This window comes from Streptomyces meridianus, assembly GCF_023703325.1.
Lineage (GTDB): Bacteria > Actinomycetota > Actinomycetes > Streptomycetales > Streptomycetaceae > Streptomyces > Streptomyces meridianus.
The window spans coordinates 56,524-74,511 of the sequence record NZ_JAMQGM010000015.1 but is presented as its reverse complement, the minus strand read 5'-3'; the positions used below and the strand labels follow the sequence as shown (position 1 = coordinate 74,511).

Below are 17,988 nucleotides of genomic sequence, written 5' to 3'. Positions count from 1 at the left end.
ACTGGCCACGACGATTGATGGAACGAGGTGCCTCGGATGACGACCAAGGTCGAGCAGTCCGTCGAGGTGGCGGTCCCGGTGACAACGGCCTACAACCAGTGGACTCAGCTCCAGGAATTCCCGGAGTTCATGGAGGGGGTCGAGCGCGTCGACCAGATCACGGACACCCGCTCGCACTGGGTCACCAGTGTCGCCGGGGTCAAGAGGGAGTTCGACGCCGAGGTCACCGAGCAGATCCCGGACGAGCGGATGGCCTGGACCAGCATCGACGGCCCCAAGCAGGCGGGCGTGGTGACGTTCCACCGGCTCAGCGACACGACGTGCAAGGTCATGCTCCAGCTGGACCACGACCCCCAGGGCATCGCCGAGTCCGTCGGCGACAAGCTCGGTTTCCTGAACCGGAGGGCGACGGGCGACCTCGAGCGCTTCAAGAAGGTCGTCGAGGAACGGGGTCACGAGACCGGTGCATGGCGCGGCAGGGTCTGAGGGCCCGGGCGACACACCCGATACACGGCCGACGGGCCGGGACGGCGGCACAGAGTTGCCCCTCCCGGCCCGTCCGCCGTCCGTGGTCGTGACAGGGGCGGCCCCGCACGGCCGGACCGGTCGTCGGCGTTGCTATCAGCGGGCCTTCTGCGCCAGCCGGAGGAGGTGGTCCGCGAGGGCCTGGCCGCCGCTCGGATCCCGGCTGATCAGCAGCAGCGTGTCGTCACCCGCGATGGTGCCGATGATTTCGTGCAGTCCCGCCTGGTCGATGGCGGAGGCGAAGAACTGGGCGGCCCCGGGCGGGGTGCGAAGGACTACGAGATTCGCCGAGGCCTCCGCGGAGATGAGGAGTTCACCGGCGAGCCGGGCCATCCGGGCCTCGCTGGCCGACTCCCCCATCGGCACCCTGGGGGTGCGGTCGCCGCCCTCCGAGGGCACCGCGTAGATCAGTTCGCCACCCGTGTTCCGGATCTTGACCGCGCCCAGCTCGTCCAGATCGCGGGAGAGCGTGGCCTGGGTGACCGAAAGGCCGTCGTCGGCCAGCAGCTTCGCCAACTGACTCTGCGAGCGTACGGGTTGCCGGTTCAGGATGTCCACGATTCGGCGGTGGCGCGCGGTACGGGTCTGCGGTACCGACTTGCCCCCGGGTTCGGATTCCTGCGCCTCGGTCATCGTCGTCATTCTCCGGATCCTCGGTCCTCGTGTGCGGCGTCGAGGACGGCCGGAAGGACCTGGAGGAACGCGTTCGCCTCGCCGTCGCCGATGATCAGCGGCGGGGCCAGCCGCACCACGTCGGGAGCGACGGCGTTCACCAGGAAGCCGGCTGCCTGAGCCGCCCGCTGCACCTGTGGGGCGGCGGGATCGCTGAGCACCATACCGATCAACAGCCCTGCTCCGCGGGCACGGTGGACGAGCGGGTGGCCGAGGGACTCGATGCCGGAGCGGAGCAGTTCCCCGGTGCGCTTGACCCGGTCGAGGATCCCGTCGTCCCGGATGGTGTCCAGGACGGCGAGCGCGGCGGCGCAACTGACGGGATTGCCGCCGAAGGTGGTGCCGTGCTGGCCGGGCCGGAACAGGTCCGCAGCGGGCCCGAAGGCAAGGGTGGCGCCGATGGGCAGCCCGCCACCGAGACCCTTGGCAAGGGTGACGACGTCGGGTTCGACTCCGTGCGCCTGGTGGGCGAACCAGTGCCCGGTGCGGCCGACACCCGTCTGCACTTCGTCGAGGACGAGCAGCGTCCCGGTGCTCCGGGTGATCTCACGGGCGGCTTCGAGATAGCCGGGCGGCGGGACCACGACGCCGCTCTCGCCCTGGACCGGCTCGATGATCAGCAGTGCGGTGTTCGCCGTGACCGCTTCGCGCAGTGCCTCGGTGTCGCCGTAGGGGACGTGGACGACGTCGCCCGGGAGCGGCATGAAGGGCTGCTGCTTGGCGGGCTGGCCGGTGAGCGCGAGGGCGCCCATGGTCCGGCCGTGGAACCCGCCCTCGGTCGCCACCATGCGGGTGCGCCCGGTGAGGCGGCCGATCTTGAACGCGGCTTCGACCGCCTCCGCACCGGAGTTGGCGAAGAAGACCCGGCCCGAACGCCCGGCCAGCTCGAGCAGCTGCTCGGCGAGCCGGACCGGTGGCTCGGCGGTGAACAGGTTGGAGACGTGGCCGAGGGTGGCGATCTGCTCGGACACCGCACGGACGACGGCCGGGTGTGCGTGGCCGAGGGCGTTGACGGCGATGCCGCTGACGAAGTCGAGGTATGCCTTGCCCTCGGCGTCCCAGACGCGGGCGCCCTCGCCCCTGACCAGCGGCAGGGACGGAGTGCCGTAGTTGTTCATCAGGGCGCCCTGCCAACGCCGCGCGAGCTCCTCGTTCGCGGATGCCCCGGTCATGATGCCTCCTCTGCCCGGGCGTCGGGCACGACCATGGTGCCGACGCCCTCGTCGGTGAAGATCTCCAGCAGGATCGAGTGCGGGACCCGCCCGTCGATCACGCGGGCGGTGTGCACCCCGTTGCGGACCGCGTGCAGGCATCCCTCCATCTTGGGCACCATGCCGCTGGCCAGGTCGGGCAGCAGCTTCTCGAGCTCGCTCGCGGTCAGCCGGCTGATGACCTCGTCACTGTTCGGCCAGTCCTCGTAGAGCCCCTCGACGTCGGTGAGCACCATGAGGGTCTCGGCGGCCAGCGCCGCGGCGAGCGCTGCGGCGGCCGTGTCGGCGTTGATGTTGTAGACGTGGCCGTCGTCCGCGCTGCGGGCGATGGAGGAGACGACGGGGATACGGCCGTCGTCCAGGAGTGCCCGGATCGCGCCGGCGTCCACCTCGGTCACCTCACCGACCCGGCCGATGTCGACGCTCTCGCCGTCGACATCGGCGAAACGCTTCGTGGCAGTCATCGTGTGGGCGTCCTCGCCGGTGATGCCGACGGCGAACGGTCCGTGGTGGTTGAGCAGGCCGACGAGGTCCCGCTGCACCTGGCCGGCGAGGACCATGCGGACGGCATCCATCGCCTCGTCGGTGGTGACGCGAAGGCCGGCCTTGAACTCCGAGACCAGGCCCAGCTTGTCGAGGTGGGCGCTGATCTGCGGCCCGCCGCCGTGCACCACGACCGGCTTGAGCCCGGCGTGCCGGAGGAAGACGACGTCCTGGGCGAAGGCGGCCTTGAGTTCCTCGTCGACCATGGCGTTGCCGCCGAACTTGATGACGACGGTCTTCCCGTGGTGGCGGGTCAGCCAGGGCAGCGCCTCGATGAGCGTGTGTGCCTTGGGCAGGGCGGTGTGCTTGCGTGTGGGGCTCGTCATGAGGAGTAGGCGCTGTTCTCGTGGACGTAGTCGGCGGTGAGGTCGTTGGTCCAGACGACGGCGGATGCGTTGCCGGCGGCCAGGTCGGCGGTGATGCGGACCTCGCGGTAGCGCATGTCGACGAGGTCGCGGTCGTCGCCGACGGACCCGTTGCGGCAGACCCAGACATCGTTGATCGCGACGTTGAGTGCGTCCGGTTCGAAGGCTGCGGACGTGGTTCCGATGGCCGAGAGCACCCGGCCCCAGTTGGGGTCCTCGCCGTGGATCGCGCACTTGAGCAGGTTGTTGCGGGCGATGGAGCGGCCCACCTCGACGGCGTCGTCCTCGCTCGCCGCGTTCACGACCTCGATGCGGATGTCCTTCGAGGCACCCTCGGCGTCGCGGATGAGCTGCTGGGCGAGGTCGTCGCAGACCTTGGCGACGGTCTCCGCGAACTCCTCGTGCCCGGGGAGGACACCGCTCGCGCCGGAGGCGAGCAGGAGCACGGTGTCGTTGGTCGACATGCAGCCGTCGGAGTCGACCCGGTCGAACGTGCTGCGGGTCGCTTCGCGCAGCGCCTTGTCCAGGCCCGGGGCCTCGACGTCGGCGTCCGTGGTGAGGACGACGAGCATGGTGGCCAGGCCCGGGGCCAGCATGCCTGCGCCCTTGGCCATGCCGCCCACGGTCCAGCCGTCGCCCTCGGCCACGGCGGTCTTGTGCACGCTGTCGGTGGTCTTGATCGCGATGGCCGCCTTCTCGCCCCCGTGCGGCGACAGCGCGGCTGCGGCGGCGCCCACCCCGGGCAGGAGCTTGTCCATCGGGAGCCGGAGGCCGATCAGGCCGGTGGACGCCACGGCGATCTCGGCCGCGCTCACGCCGAGTTCCTCCGCCGCCTTCTCCGCGGTGGCATGGGTGTCCTGGAAGCCGAGCGGGCCGGTACAGGCGTTGGCGCCGCCGGAGTTGAGGACGACGGCCTCGACCCGGCCGGACTTCAGGACCTGCTCGGACCACAGGACCGGGGCGGCCTTGACCCGGTTGGCGGTGAAGACGCCGGCGGCGGCCCGGCGCGGCCCGTTGTTGACGACCAGCGCCAGGTCCGGGTGGCCGTTGTCCTTGATCCCGGCGGCGATGCCCGCTGCCGTGAATCCCTTGGCTGCCGTGACGCTCACTGCGTCCCCTTCCGATGGTTCGCTCCGGGGCCGGTGCGGCCCGGATGGTGGTCTGCTGCCGTTGCCGGCCCGGTGGGTCCGGCGGCGCTGGTGTGCGGTGGGGTCACGGTGCGACGCCGGTGCCGGTCAGCCCCAGCTCCTCGGGGAGCCCCAGAGCGAGGTTCATGCTCTGCACGGCGCCGCCGGCCGTGCCCTTGGCCAGGTTGTCGATGGCGCAGATGACGACGATGCGCCCGGCGGCCTCGTCCAGCGCGATCTGGAGGTGCGCGGCGTTGGATCCGTACACGGCACCGGTGGAGGGCCACCTCTCCTCGGGCAGCAGGTGCACGAAGGGCTCGGCCGCGAACGTCTTGGTGTACGCCTCGCGCAGCGCGTGCGGTGTGGTGCCGGGCCTCGCCCGGGCCGTGCAGGTGGCGAGGATGCCGCGGGGCATGGGGGCGAGGGTGGGCGTGAAGGAGACGGTGACCGGCTCGCCGGCCGCAGCCGAGAGGTTCTGGCTCATCTCGGGTGTGTGCCGGTGGACGCCGCCGACACCGTAGGGGGCCATGGATCCCATGACCTCGCTGCCGAGCAGGTGCGGCTTGAGAGCCTTGCCCGCACCCGAGGTGCCCGAGGAGGCCACGACGACCGCCTCCGGCTCGGCGAGCGAGGCCGCGTAGGCGGGGAAGAGCGCGAGCGAGACGGCCGTGGGGTAGCAGCCGGGGACGGCGATCCGGTGCGCGCCGCGCAGAGCGTCGCGGGCTCCGGGCAGCTCGGGAAGACCGTAGGGCCAGGTGCCGGCGTGCGGGGAGCCGTAGAATTTCTCCCAGTCGGCGGTGTTCTCCAGGCGGAAGTCTGCGCCGAGGTCGATCACCAGCGTTGCGGGGTCGAGGGCGTCGGCGAGGGCTGCGGACTGGCCGTGCGGGAGGGCGAGGAAGACCACGTCGTGGCCGGCGAGGACCTCGCTCGTCGTCGGCTCCAGGATCCGGTCCGCCAGGGGCAGCAGGTGCGGCTGCAGGGAACCGAGCTTCTGCCCGGCGTTGGAGTGGCCGGTCAGGGCGCCGATCTCGATCCCGGGGTGCCCCAGCAGGAGTCGCAGGAGTTCACCGCCCGCGTATCCGCTCGCTCCCGCCACCGCTGCCCGCACCGTCATGGCGTCCTCTCCGCTGTGCATCCCGCCTCCATCGACAGCATGACTATACGGAGATGGGAACTTTTATGCAATGCTCGATCCTGCCGGCGCCGGGCGGCACCGCGCCACGGCGGGCGTCCACAGGGGGCGGCAAGAAATACGTTGTCGCAGCAGGGGCCACCCGCGACCATGCGGTGATGACCGTGACGAAGATGCATGCCGACGAGATCGAGACCGACGTCCCCCTCATGCGCCGGCTGCTCGCAGACCAGCATCCGCAGTGGGCGGACCTGCCGATCCGCCGCGTCGCGTCCCACGGCACCGACCACGCCATCTACCGGATCGGCGACCGGCTCATGGCCCGGCTGCCGCGCACCGCAGGGGCCGCCCACCAGGCCGCGAAAGAGGCGCAGTGGCTGCCGCGGCTGGCGCCGCACCTGCCGCTCGCGATCCCGGTGCAGCTGGCCCGGGGGCGCCCGGCCGAGGGCTATCCGCTCGGCTGGTCCGTGTACGAGTGGCTGCCCGGCGAGAATCCCGACGGGAACCTCGACGACCCGGACCGGGCGGCCGACGACCTCGCGGCCTTCGTGACCGGCCTGCACCGGATCGGAACGGACGGTGCACCGGCACGCCCCCGCGGCGCCCGGGGCGGCCCCCTCTCGGAGGGCGACGCGGCGATCCGCCGCGCCATCACCGAACTCGGCGACCGCATCGACGGCCCCGCCGCTCTGCGCCTGTGGGAGGAGTCGCTCGACGCTCCGCCCTGGGGCGGGCACGACGTCTGGGTGCACGGCGACCTGCTCCCCGGAAATCTGCTCGTCGGCGAGGGCCGCCTCTGCGCCGTCATCGACTTCGGCTGCCTCCAGGTCGGCGACCCCGCGACCGATCTGCTCCCGGCGTGGAATCTCTTCTCCGGGCCAAGCCGGGAGCGGTTCCGGGCGGCGCTCGCCGTCGGAGACGCGGCCTGGCTGCGCGGACGCGGCTGGGCCCTCCTCCAGTCCGTGGTCGCGCTGCCGTACTACTGGGACACCAACCCCGGCATGGTCCGCCAGGCCTCGTACGCCCTCGCGCAGCTACTCGCCGGCAGCTCCCCCGCAAGGTAGCCGGACGCGAAGTCGGCGGCGGGCCCGTCCGGCCGCCCACTCCACCGACTTCGCGCAAGCGCCCTCGGGCGGGCGGCCGATCACCTGCCGCTGCCTCCACCGGCACGGTCGACCACGAGTTCCGCGATACCCGGATGATCATCGGCCTCGGCACCGCGCACGGCGACCCGCACGTAGCGGGCCGGCACCGGCCGCCGCAGCTCTCCCGAACCGCTCTCGGCCTCGACAGTCCGCCAGTGCTTTCCGTCGACGGAGGTCTGGAGCCGGTACGAGCCCGGACGTGGCTTCGTCCATTCCGGAGCAATCCGCTCGATGCGGACGGGGCCGCCGAGATCGACGCGCAGGCGGTCCTGCCGCCGGTCGGGCGTCCACGACGTGGCACCGCTGCCGTCCACGGCCGCGCCGGCATACATCCCGGGCTCCTCCGAACCCGCCGATGCCGTGCGGCAGCGGGCCAGGTTGCCGGTCGGCGCGAGGTCGGGGCGACGGGTCTCGAGGACGGCCGGCGCGGTCTCGCCGACGGTACGGCGGCCCTGGGGACTCTCCACCTCGAAGGGCTTCCCGTCGGTGAGCCGCACCGTGGTGGTGCGCTGTCCGATCTCGACGTCGAACGTCCTGCCCTGCCAGTGCAGGCCCCTCAACTCGACCCCGTCCTTCATCTGGGGCGGTAGCAGCGGATCGAGGTGTACGGCGTCCCCGCGCCAGCGCATACCGGTCAGCCCGTTGGTGAACACCTGAAGGAAACCGCCCTTGCCGGTGAGGAAGTCCTGAGCGGGAGTACCCGCGTGCGGGTCCGCCGCCCCGGCCTTGTCGCCGCGGGCCTCGGAGAACTGGGCGAAGTCGCCACGGAAGAACGGCTTCGCGGACCGCATGAGGTAGGTGTACGTCGAGCAGCCGGCCTCACCGGTCATGGCCGCGTCGATGGCGTGTACGGAGTCCGTCATCGCCGGCCCGTCCGGGTCCGTCCGGGCCGCGTAGTAGTCGAGCGTGCGTGTCGCCGCACCCCGCGACATGGGCCACTCCAGCGGGTACATGAGCAGAGCCGTGTCGGCCTGCTTGATCATCGAGCCCTTGTAGCCGTCGTACTGGCGGAAGACCCCCTTGTCCTTGTCGTACGGGATCCGCAGACCGTCCGCGACCCTTGACCACGCCTCGGGGACGTCCTCACCGAGCAGCCTGGCCGCACGGGTGGCGTTGCGCAGCGAGGTGGCGGCGCCGGCGTTGGTGAACACCCCGTCGTCCACGCCGTTGCTGTACTCGTCGGGACCGGCGACGTTCTTGACGGAGTAGCTGCCGTCCTCGTTCCGGTTCGCCCGGTGGGCCCAGAACTCCGCGATGCCCTTCAGCACCGGCCAGCCGCGGCTGCGCAGCCACTTCGTATCGCCGGTCGCCTGGTAGTACTGCCACACCGCGAGGGCGATGTCGCTCTGCAGGTGGTTCTGGGTGCGGCAGTGCGGCGGTTCCCAGCTGTGGCACTCCTTCCACAGGTCGCCCCTGCCGCCACTGGTCCACGCGTAGAACAGGCCCTTGTGGCCGAGCTTCTCAGCATTGGCACGGGCGGCCGTGCGGGTGCGGTAGCGGTAGTCCACGACGGACCTGGCCAGCTCGGGATCGGATGCCAGCAGGCTCGGGAACATCCACGTCTCGGCGTCCCAGAACACCTCGCCGGCATAGTTGTCGCTGGTCAGACCGGCCGGTGCGATGCTGTTGCCGGCGCCGCGGCGCATGCTCGACAGCAAGCCGTAGCGCGACGAGCGGAGCCACTTCTGGATCTCCGGCCGTCCGGGCACCTCGATGTCGCTGCGCCACAACTTCCGCCAGGCCGTGGCGTGGGCCGAGAACAAGGCGGGCCAGCCCCGGTCGGCGGAACTCCTCGATGCCGCGACGGCGGACTTCTCCGGCGCACCGGAGGTGAGGCCCGTGTCCACACCGACGTACTTGGTGATGTCGTAGGTGCGGCCCGCGCGGACCGGGAAGCCCACTTCCTGACGGGCATTCATGTCACGTGCCGATGCGGCGCGTCGGCCGTTCTCGGCGTGGACGTTCGGGCCGGTGCGCAGCGTGGAGGCCACCGCACCGTCGGTCTTGGTCCCGTGGGTGCGGAAGGCGACGTCGATGGTCCGGCCGGGCTTCGCCCCTCCGCCGGTCCCGGTCACGCGACGGGCCGCTCGGCCGTCGATGCTGTCGGCGACCCGGGTCTCGCCGCTCCAGTGCGGGGTCATGCGCATGCGCACTGCCGCGGCGTGCTCGTTGTTGCGGTCGGCGAGGACGTCGTAGACGAGATCCGTCGCACGGCCGTCGGCGGTCCTCCAGGTCAGGGAGGTGCGGACGATGCCGCACCGGAGGTGGACCGACTGCCGGTAGTCGGAGATCCGGGTGACGGGTGCAGAGGAGTCGAACGTCTCCTCGCCGACGCGGACGGCCAGCGTGGACCAGTTGGGGATCGCGGCGACGGCCTGCCGGTTCTCGGCGGTCTTCTTGTCGTGCGCGTACAGGCCGGAGACGAAGGATCCGTCGTAGCCGGGCGTGAAGAGCGGCCATCCCGTCTTCCGGTCCGACCGGGTGTAGCCCGTGCCGTTCGGCGGCACGCGCTGCCCCAGGTATCCGTTGCCGACGTAGGCGTGGGAGGCATCCTCCTGGTCGGGGCGGGTGGTCGACAGTTCCCACCCGGATGGGGAGGCGCCGCGGTCCCGGCTGCCGGCCGGGCACGGATCGTCGCCGGAGTGCGCTGTCGGCGGCCCTCCTCGGCCCGGGGCGGCGTCGCCGACGGCTGTGGCCGGCGGGAGGGTTGCGGCGAGGACGGCTGCGAGGAGCGAGGCGACCAGCCGTGGGGAGTACGACATCGTTCTCCGTGCCCGTGATCGAGGGAAGGACTCAGCGACCATAAAAATCTGAACACAACACGTCAACGGCCTCAGGTTATGCGTTCAATATTTGAACGAATGTGGGAGTCAAAAACCGTCCTGACAAGCCGATGTGCGCTCACAAGGCAGATACGGTGCATCCCGCCATAAACTGGCCGCACAGGCACGAACGCCGATGCGACCCAGCTCAAGAGCTGCAGTCTGCCTCTCCCGACTGGAGGTCACCGCGGATGGAAGCGAAAGTGGGCGACGAACTGCTGGTGCACGGCAGGACGGTCGGGCATCACGACCGGCACGCGAAGATCATTGAAGTGCTGGGACGGAACGGTCAGCCGCCGTACCGGGTGCGCTTCGAGGACGACGGAAAGGAATGCCTGGTCTCCCCGGGCCCCGATGCGGTGGTGCAGCACCGGGACGCGGTCGGCGGGTAGCGAACCGGAGCCGGGCGGAGGCGGCGCAGCACCCGCCGCCGGCCCGTCCGCTCAGTGCGGAGGCCGGACACGCGTCGGATAGTGGTCGGCGACCACCCGGGTCATGGCCCCGTTGCGGTCGGCGGCCACTTCCTTCGCCGAGAAGAAGACGTTGCCCCGTACCTGCGGGAAGTCCGCGCAGAACGTGAGGTGTCGGGAGAGTTCGGCCGGGTCCTGCCAGGCCGGCGGCTGTGCGGGGTCACCGGCCTTGTACAGCGCCTCGCCGATGTACAGTCTCACGCCCGTGCCACTGACCACGTCCGACCACCAGGGCACCAGGGCCGCGTAGTCCGCGGCGGGGAACCCGATGTTCCAGTACACCTGCGGGACCACGTAGTCGATCCAGCCCCGGCGCACCCAGGTCCGGGTGTCGGCATACAGGTCGTCGTAGGTCTGGACTCCCGCCCGGGTGTCGGAGCCTTCGGGGTCGGTGGCGGCGTTGCGCCATACGCCGAACGGGCTGATCCCGAACCGCACCCGGGGTCCGGTCCTCCTGATCCGTGCGGCCGTCTCCCGCACGAGCCGGTCGATGTTGTCCCGCCGCCAGGAGGCCCGGTCGGGGAAACGGCCCTCACCGTACTCGTGCCATGCGGCGTCGTCGTCGAAGACCTGGCCGGCGACGGGATACGGATAGAAGTAGTCGTCCCAGTGCACCGCATCGATGTCGTAACGCCGGACGGCGACGAGCATGGAGTTCTGGACGAAGCGCCGGACGGCCGGCAGACCGGGGTTGTAGTACAACTTCCCGCCGTAGGTCACCACCCACTCCGGGTGCTGCCGGGCCGGATGTTCGGGGACGAGCCTGCCGGGATCCGCGTGGTTGGCGATCCGGTACGGATTGAACCATGCGTGAAGTTCGAGACCACGCCGGTGCGCCTCGGCGACGGCGAAGCCGAGAGGGTCCCATCCGGGGTCGGCCCCCTGCTGCCCGGTGAGGTACTCCGACCACGGCTCGAACGGTGACGGCCAGAACGCGTCGGCCGTGGGGCGGACCTGGAGGACGACCGCGTTCAACCGCCGTTCGACCGCCGTGTCCAGGAATCCGATGAGCTCGGCCTGCTGGTCGGCCTCCGGGAGGCCCCGGACGGAGGGCCAGTCCCGGTTGGCGACCGTCGCCAGCCACATCCCCCGGAACTGCCGGACCGGGCGCCCCTGTGGCCCCCTCGGCTGCGCGGCCGCCGTGTCCGCAGCCGTCAGTCCGCAGACCACCGCGGTCGCGGCGATCGTGAAGACCCGCCGTGTGACTGCTGCCATGCGGCACCCCCACCGGTTCTTCCCGTCCGTTTTGCTCCACTCGCAGAGCATGCCCGCCCCACCCCCCGTGCCACACCGCGCTTCGGAGTAACGTCTGGGGCCGAGGCATGCGCAGGTCGACCGCCACAAGCGGAAGACATACCGCCGCTTGCCGGCCGATGAAGATCAGCGAAAGGCACGATGTGACCGACATCGAACGCGTCGGAGTGGTGGGCTGCGGCCAGATGGGCGCGGGGATCGCCGAGGTGTGCGCCCGCTCCGGTCTGGAGATCGTGGTCGCCGAGACCACCGGCGAGGCCCTGGAGATCGGCCGCACCCGTCTGACGAACTCCCTGGACAAGGCGGTGGAGCGGGGCAAGATCGCGCAGGAGGAGCGGGACGCGACGCTCGCCCGGCTGAGCTTCACCACGGACCTGGGCGAGTTCGCCGACCGTGACCTCGTGATCGAGGCCGTCGTCGAGAACGAGCAGGTCAAGACCGAGATCTTCCAGATACTCGACCGGGTCATGACGAGGCCTGACGCGATCCTCGCGTCGAACACCTCGTCCATCCCTCTCGTCAAGCTGGCCGTGGCCACCTCCCGGCCGGATCATGTGATCGGCATCCACTTCTTCAATCCCGCGCCCGTGCAGAAGCTCGTCGAGCTGATCCCGGCGCTCACCACGAGCGACGAGACGATCAAGCGCGCCGAGGCTCTGGTCACCCAGGTGCTGGACAAGCACGCCATCCGTGCCCAGGACCGCTCCGGCTTCGTCGTCAACGCCCTGCTGATCCCGTATCTGCTCTCCGCGATCCGCATGTTCGAATCCGGCATCGCGAGCCGCGAGGACATCGACAACGGCATGGAGATGGGCTGCGCCCACCCGATGGGCCCACTCAAACTGTCGGACCTGATCGGCCTCGACACGGTAGCGTCGGTGGCCGACTCCATGTACCACGAGTACAAGGAAGCGCTGTACGCCGCTCCCCCGCTGCTCCAGCGGATGGTCGACGCCGGACGCCTCGGCCGCAAGACCGGCTCGGGCTTCTACACGTACTGACCGGACGGGCTTCCGGCACATGGAACCGGGCCCGTCCCCTCGGCGGGGGGGGCGGGCCCGGTTCGTCGTTTTCCGGCACGTGCGCGGGTGCGGCGCGGCGGGGTGACCAGTCGTTGCGCCGGCCGTCAGGCAGCCTCGATGACCTCGCCGCGCGAGGCCGCCGCCCAGGCGACGACGAGTCGCTGATACTCACGGTGGTCCCGCGGTGACAACCGACCGTCTGCACGCGTGACCAGGTCACGGATCTGCTGGTTCAAATCCTCGGCAGACAGGCGCACCGGGACAGTGCGGGGAGACTCGGGCATGACCTGATCATAGGACCGAGCTATGACAATCAGTCGCCGTGGCGGCGTTGTTGAGGATCTGTGACGAACATCGCCCTACCGGACCGTACGCGGCCCCGCACGAGCGCCGCGGATCCGTCGTCTTCCGTGTGAGGACCGGGCAGCGGGCGATCCGGCGCGGGCCGGACACCGGACCGCCGAACGGCCCGCGGCGCGCCCGCCGATTTGGGCGGGCGCGTGCCGTCGCGATACAACCGTGAGGCCGCCGTGTGCGGCGCGGCGCTGGACCGCCGCGCCGCACACGGCGGTTCTTCATGTGCGAGGGGCGCACGGCCGGTCGGGTCAGGTCCCGTCCGGCGCCTTCAGGCGGTCGATGGCGCGCTCGAGGGCTGCGACCCGGTCCGCGAGCGCCGTCGCCTCGTCTCCCTTCGCTTCGCGCAGCTGCAGCTCGATCTGGGCCAGCTGTTCGGAGATCTCCGTCACAGCGCGGGTTTCCCCGGCCCCGGAGCCTGCCGACGGGGGGCGGCCCGAGGGCGTGGCGACGGCGGCCGAGGGCGGCTTCGCCCCCGTGCCCGTGACGGCCTCCGGAGGCACCGGCTTGCCCTCTCCCACCAGCAGTCGCCGCAACTGATCGGCCTGTGCGGCCAGTTGGACGTTCTTGCGGTGCAACTCGAGGAAGATGTTCACCTTCGTGCGCAGCAGCCAGGGGTCGATGGGCTTGGTCAGGAAGTCGGCCGCACCGACGGCGTATCCGCGGTACACGTAGTCGGACTCGGCGTCGGCCCCGGTCAGCAGGATGACCGGCACGTCCTTGGTCTGGTCCAGGCGTTTGATGTTGGCGGCGGTCTCGAAGCCGTCCATGCCGGGCATCGACACGTCGAGCAGTACGACTGCGAACTCCTCGCGCAGCATGGCTTTCAGCGCTTCCTCCCCGGACCGCGCGGTGACGAGATTCTGGTCCAGCGAGCTGAGGACGGCCTGGAGCGCGACGAGGTTGGCCTCCATGTCGTCGACGATGAGGATGCTGGACTTGTCGGCGGCTGCGCTCATGTCTCCTGCCTGGGCGGGTCGTCGTCGCCATGCTCGGCGAACGGGATTCCGGCGGTGTTCGGGCGGTCCGGCGGCGGGCTCTCCTCCGGCTCGAGCAGATCGCAGACGGTCGTGAGCAGGCGGTCGACGTCGACGGGCTTGGGCACGTACCCGGAGGCACCGCTGGCCAGGGCCTTCTCGCGGTCGCCCGGCATGGCCTTGGCCGTGAGCGCGACGATCGGAAGCCCGGCGAAGCGCGGAGCCTTCCGGATCGCCTGCATAGTCTCATAACCATCCATTTCGGGCATCATGATGTCCATCAGCACCAGGGACACCTCGGGCGATCGGTCGAGGACCTCGATCCCCTCCCGGCCGTTCTCGGCGTACTTCACCCGCATCCCGACCCTTCCCAGCACGTGGGTGAGCGCGAAGACGTTCCGGATGTCGTCGTCGACGATGAGGATGGTGCGCCCCGACAACAGGCGGCTGGGGCGCCCGCTCTGCCAGTCGGAGAGCCGGCTTGTCTCGGGCCAGCTCCTGTCCTCGTCCAGGCCGGTGATTCCACTGGGCTCCTCGTCCTCGCCGACCGCCGTGTTCTCGGCGTGCAGCGGGGGCAGCGGGGTCGGCGCGTCGCCGTTCCGGCCCGGCGGCCCGGGCTGCCCGGGGAGGGTCGGCGTCGCGGTCGCGCTCCCCTCCGCCGCCGCGAGTTCCGGCGCCGCGGAGCCGCCGGCCAGGGGCTGCCGACCGTCCTCGCCGTGGACGGTCGGCGCCTGCTGTTCCGGGGCCCCGTGCCGTTCGTCCTGGTCCTCCGTGACGGCGGCGGTGTGACGCGAGGGCACATAGAGGGTGAACACCGACCCCACGCCGCGTTCGCTCTGTGCCGTGATGCGTCCGCCGAGGAGCCCCGCGATCTCACGGCTGATCGACAGCCCCAGGCCGGTGCCGCCGAAGTTGCGGCTGGTGGTGCCGTCGGCCTGCTGGAAGGCGTCGAAGATGAGCGTGAGCTTCTCGGGCGGTATGCCGATCCCGGTGTCCTTCACCGAGAAGGCAATGACCGCTTCGGCATAGCGCAGCCCGTCCTCTTCGAAGTCCATGTCCCGGACGCGCTCCACCCGGAGTTCCACGCCGCCGGAGGAGGTGAACTTCACCGCGTTGGAGAGCAGGTTGCGCAGGATCTGCTGGATCCGCTGCTCGTCCGAGACCAGTTCGCGCGGGACGTCCTCCCCCACCGTGATGTCGAAGGCCAGCCCGCGGTCCTTGGCCACCGGCCGGAAAGTGGACTGCACGTAGTCCAGCAGCTTCACCAGCGGCAGCGGTTTCGGACGGACGTCCATGCGGCCGGCCTCGATCTTGGACAGATCGAGGATGTCGTTGATGAGCTGGAGCAGATCGGAACCCGACTGGTGGATGGTGGCGGCGAACTGCACTTCCTGCTCGGACAGCCGCTTGTCCTGGTTGTCGGCGAGCAACCGGGCCAGGATCAGCAGGGAGTTGAGCGGGGTCCGCAGTTCGTGCGACATGTTCGCCAGGAACTCGGACTTGTACTGCGACGAGGTCGCCAGAAGCGACGCCTTCTCCTCCAGGGCGGCATTGGACCGCTGCAGCTCCTCGGACCGCTGGCGCAGCTCGGCGGTGAGCCGCTGGGACTCCGAAAGCAGAGCCTCCGTGCGGGAGTTGGCGATGATGGTGTTGATCGAGACACCGATCGTGGTGACGAACTGGTCGATGAAGGCGAGGTGGACCTCGTTGAACCTGCCGAAGGAGGCGAGCTCGATCACACCCAGCACCTGGTCCTCGAAGAGGATCGGCAGAATGACGACGCTGGCCGGAAGAGCCGATCCCAGACCGGACTTGATGGTGATGTAGTCGGGCGGCACCTCGGAGACGAGAATGCGCCGCTTCTCCAGGGCCGCCTGCGCAATGAGCCCGCGGCCCGGCGTTCCGGGGCTCGGCAGGGTGCCCTCGCCGTCGGCCGCGTAGCCGGCGATGAACTCGAGCCCCTCGCCGGGCCTGGCACCCGCCTCGGCCAGGAAGAAGGCACCGAACTGGGCGTTCACCAGCGGTGTCAGCTCGCGCAGGATCAGGTCGGCGACCTCGACCAGATCGCGGTGCCCCTGCATGAGACCGGCGATACGGGTCAGGTTCGACTCCAGCCAGTCCTTCGCCCGGGTGGTCTCCCGGAGGTTGGTCACCATCAGGTTGATGTTGTTCTTCAGCTCCGCGACCTCGCCCTGGGCCTCCACGGAGATCGAGCCCGACATGTCCCCCTGAGTGACCGACCTGGCCACCTCCGCAATGGCGCGGACCTGCGTGGTCAGGTTGAGGGCGAGTTCGTTCACACTCGTGGTCAGACGCTTCCAGGTGCCGTAGACGCCCTCGACGCGCGCCTGACCGCCGAGCCGGCCCTCGCTGCCGACCTCCCGCGCCACCCGGGTCACCTCGGAGGAGAAGGAGGACAGCGTGTCGACCATGGTGTTGATCGTGCTCTTCAGCTCGAGGATCTCGCCCCGCGCATCCACGTCGATCTTCTTCGACAGGTCGCCCTGCGCCACGGCCGTCGCGACCTGGGCGATGTTGCGCACCTGCGACGTCAGGTTGTCGGCCATGAAGTTGACGTTGTCGGTGAGGTCCTTCCACACCCCCGACACCCCGCGCACCTTGGCGCGCCCGCCCAGGTTTCCCTCGGTGCCGACCTCGCGGGAGACCCTGGTCACCTCGTCGGCGAAGGCCCGCAGCTGGTCGACCATGGTGTTGATCGTGCTCTTCAGCTCGAGGATCTCGCCCCGCGCATCCACGTCGATCTTCTTGGAGAGGTCGCCGTTGGCGACCGAGGTGGTCACCTGGGCGATGTTGCGCACCTGCGACGTCAGGTTGAGGGCCATGAAGTTGACGTTCTCGGTGAGGTCCTTCCACACCCCCGACACCCCGCGCACCTGGGCCTGCCCGCCCAGGTTTCCCTCGGTGCCGACCTCCCGCGCCACCCGCGTCACCTCGGAGGAGAACGCCGACAACTGGGCAACCATCGTGTTGATGGTCGTCTTCAGTTCGAGGATCTCGCCCTTGGCGTCCACGGTGATGGTCTTGGCGAGGTCGCCCTCGGCGACGGCGCTGGCGACCTGGGAGATGTTGCGGACCTGCGACGTCAGGTTGTCCGCCATGAAGTTGACGTTCTCGGTGAGGTCCTTCCACACCCCCGACACCCCGCGCACCTGGGCGCGTCCGCCGAGCCTGCCCTCGGTGCCGACCTCCCGCGCCACCCGCGTCACCTCGTCCGCGAAACCGGAGAGCTGATCGACCATCGTGTTCACGGTGCTCTTGAGCTGGAGTATCTCCCCCTGGGCGTCCACGGTGATCTTCTGGCTGAGATCGCCGTTGGCGACCGAGGTGGTCACCTGCGCGATGTTGCGGACCTGCGACGTCAGGTTCGAGGCCATGAAGTTGACGTTGTCGGTGAGGTTCTTCCAGACGCCCGAGACGCCGGGCACCTGAGCGCGTCCGCCGAGCCTGCCCTCGGTGCCGACCTCCCGCGCCACCCGCGTCACCTCGTCCGCGAAGGCCCGCAGCTGGTCGACCATGGTGTTCACGGTCAGCTTCAGCTCCAGCAACTCGCCGCTGGCCTCGACGGTCACCTGCTGGGTCAGGTCACCGCGTGCCACCGCGGTGGTCACCTCGGCGATGTCGCGCACCTGGGCGGTGAGACGCGAGGCCATGGCGCTGACGGCGCCCGTGACCTGACGCCAATCGCCGCTGAGGCCCTGCACGTTGGCCTGTACGCCGAGCCGCCCCTCGGTTCCGACCTCCCGCGCCATTCGGGTCAACTCACCGGTGAACTGGTTCAGTTGGTCCACGGTCCGGTTGACGACCCGCCCCAGTCTGCTCAGGTCCCCGCGGATCTGCCGGTTGCCGTCGTGCAGGTCCACCCGCTGTGACAGATCCCCGGCGGCAACGGCGTCGAGCACCCGGGTAGCGCTGGCCACCGGACCCACGAGGGCTTCCACGAGCTGGTTCGCCGCGTCGACGCCCGCCGTCCACGAGCCGAGCCCGGGGCTGGCGGCCAGGCGGGCATCCATCCGGCCCTGGCGCACGACTTCGCGGCGCACCCCCTGCAACTCGGACACCAGGTGGGCATTGCGCGCCACTATCTGGTTGAAGACCCCTGCCATCTCGGCGACGACGCCCTCGCTCCCACCACCCGCACGCACGGTGAAGTCGCCGTCGCACAGGGAGTTCATCGCGGCGAGGAGAGGTCGCAGTTCCGCCACGTGCACCCACTGCCCGTCCTGGGCCGGCGGTGCGCTGGGGTGAGGTTCAGAAGGGGCCGGGTCGAGTGCCATGTCTACCATTTTCGGCAATCGGGGCATACAGGTACTTCCGTCGTAAAGTATGTTACATCTACCGGTCGAGAAGC

General features: G+C 70.1%; 14 protein-coding genes. 4 read left to right on the top strand and 10 right to left on the bottom strand.

Going from position 1 to position 17,988, the window contains the following annotated elements; translation table 11 throughout:
- Window positions 1–36 precede the first annotated feature (36 nt).
- Entirely contained in the window at window positions 37–486 is a 450-nt protein-coding gene (locus M1E25_RS06875) for an SRPBCC family protein (protein WP_251411257.1), read from the top strand.
- Window positions 487–621: 135 nt separating this feature from the next.
- Here M1E25_RS06875 and M1E25_RS06870 read toward each other — a convergent pair whose 3' ends face one another.
- The 5 genes from M1E25_RS06870 to argC all read right to left on the bottom strand — a co-directional run bounded on the left by M1E25_RS06870 (window position 622) and on the right by argC (window position 5,557).
- Window positions 622–1,158 carry an arginine repressor gene (locus tag M1E25_RS06870; RefSeq protein WP_251411383.1) on the bottom strand — a complete coding sequence of 179 codons (537 nt, stop codon included), beginning with the start codon at window positions 1,156–1,158 and terminating at the stop codon, window positions 622–624.
- Between the two features lie 5 nt (window positions 1,159–1,163).
- Window positions 1,164–2,369, bottom strand: coding sequence for an acetylornithine transaminase (locus M1E25_RS06865; RefSeq protein ID WP_251411254.1), 1,206 nt, complete (start codon window positions 2,367–2,369; stop codon window positions 1,164–1,166).
- Window positions 2,366–3,277: an acetylglutamate kinase gene (gene argB / locus M1E25_RS06860; RefSeq protein WP_251411251.1), complete on the bottom strand. Its 912-nt coding sequence runs from the start codon at window positions 3,275–3,277 to the stop codon at window positions 2,366–2,368. The genes M1E25_RS06865 and argB overlap by 4 nt, the downstream gene beginning before the upstream one ends.
- Window positions 3,274–4,425: a bifunctional glutamate N-acetyltransferase/amino-acid acetyltransferase ArgJ gene (gene argJ / locus M1E25_RS06855; RefSeq protein ID WP_251411248.1), complete on the bottom strand. Its 1,152-nt coding sequence runs from the start codon at window positions 4,423–4,425 to the stop codon at window positions 3,274–3,276. The genes argB and argJ overlap by 4 nt, the downstream gene beginning before the upstream one ends.
- A 103-nt stretch (window positions 4,426–4,528) precedes the next feature.
- The gene (argC, locus tag M1E25_RS06850) at window positions 4,529–5,557 is read right to left on the bottom strand and encodes an N-acetyl-gamma-glutamyl-phosphate reductase (protein ID WP_251411380.1); all 1,029 of its coding nucleotides are present in this window, start codon (window positions 5,555–5,557) and stop codon (window positions 4,529–4,531) included.
- A 176-nt stretch (window positions 5,558–5,733) separates the two neighbouring features.
- Here argC and M1E25_RS06845 point away from each other — a divergent pair, with 176 nt between their 5' ends.
- Window positions 5,734–6,639, top strand: coding sequence for an aminoglycoside phosphotransferase family protein (locus tag M1E25_RS06845; RefSeq protein WP_251411245.1), 906 nt, complete (start codon window positions 5,734–5,736; stop codon window positions 6,637–6,639).
- Window positions 6,640–6,719: 80 nt separating this feature from the next.
- Here M1E25_RS06845 and M1E25_RS06840 read toward each other — a convergent pair whose 3' ends face one another.
- On the bottom strand, window positions 6,720–9,482 hold the full coding sequence (locus M1E25_RS06840) for a discoidin domain-containing protein (RefSeq protein WP_251411242.1): 2,763 nt from the start codon (window positions 9,480–9,482) through the stop codon (window positions 6,720–6,722).
- 251 nt (window positions 9,483–9,733) lie between these two features.
- On the opposite strand from M1E25_RS06840, the gene M1E25_RS06835 reads away from it, so the two are divergent.
- Window positions 9,734–9,934, top strand: a complete 201-nt coding sequence (locus tag M1E25_RS06835; protein ID WP_251411239.1) for a DUF1918 domain-containing protein — start codon at window positions 9,734–9,736, stop codon at window positions 9,932–9,934.
- Window positions 9,935–9,985: 51 nt separating this feature from the next.
- Here M1E25_RS06835 and M1E25_RS06830 read toward each other — a convergent pair whose 3' ends face one another.
- Window positions 9,986–11,227: a glycoside hydrolase family 10-like protein gene (locus M1E25_RS06830; protein WP_251411236.1), complete on the bottom strand. Its 1,242-nt coding sequence runs from the start codon at window positions 11,225–11,227 to the stop codon at window positions 9,986–9,988.
- A gap of 182 nt (window positions 11,228–11,409) precedes the next feature.
- On the opposite strand from M1E25_RS06830, the gene M1E25_RS06825 reads away from it, so the two are divergent.
- Window positions 11,410–12,267 (top strand): 3-hydroxybutyryl-CoA dehydrogenase, encoded by an 858-nt coding sequence (locus tag M1E25_RS06825; RefSeq protein WP_251411233.1) that lies wholly within the window; start codon window positions 11,410–11,412, stop codon window positions 12,265–12,267.
- Between the two features lie 125 nt (window positions 12,268–12,392).
- On the opposite strand, the gene M1E25_RS06820 is transcribed toward M1E25_RS06825, so the two are convergent.
- From M1E25_RS06820 to M1E25_RS06810, 3 genes are all read right to left on the bottom strand, one after another.
- A complete protein-coding gene (locus M1E25_RS06820; protein WP_251411230.1) occupies window positions 12,393–12,572 on the bottom strand; it encodes a hypothetical protein in 180 nt (59 codons plus the stop codon).
- A 321-nt stretch (window positions 12,573–12,893) separates the two neighbouring features.
- Window positions 12,894–13,601: a response regulator gene (locus M1E25_RS06815; RefSeq protein WP_251411227.1), complete on the bottom strand. Its 708-nt coding sequence runs from the start codon at window positions 13,599–13,601 to the stop codon at window positions 12,894–12,896.
- Window positions 13,598–17,914, bottom strand: coding sequence for a HAMP domain-containing protein (locus M1E25_RS06810; protein ID WP_251411225.1), 4,317 nt, complete (start codon window positions 17,912–17,914; stop codon window positions 13,598–13,600). The genes M1E25_RS06815 and M1E25_RS06810 overlap by 4 nt, the downstream gene beginning before the upstream one ends.
- Between the last annotated feature and the right edge of the window lie 74 nt (window positions 17,915–17,988).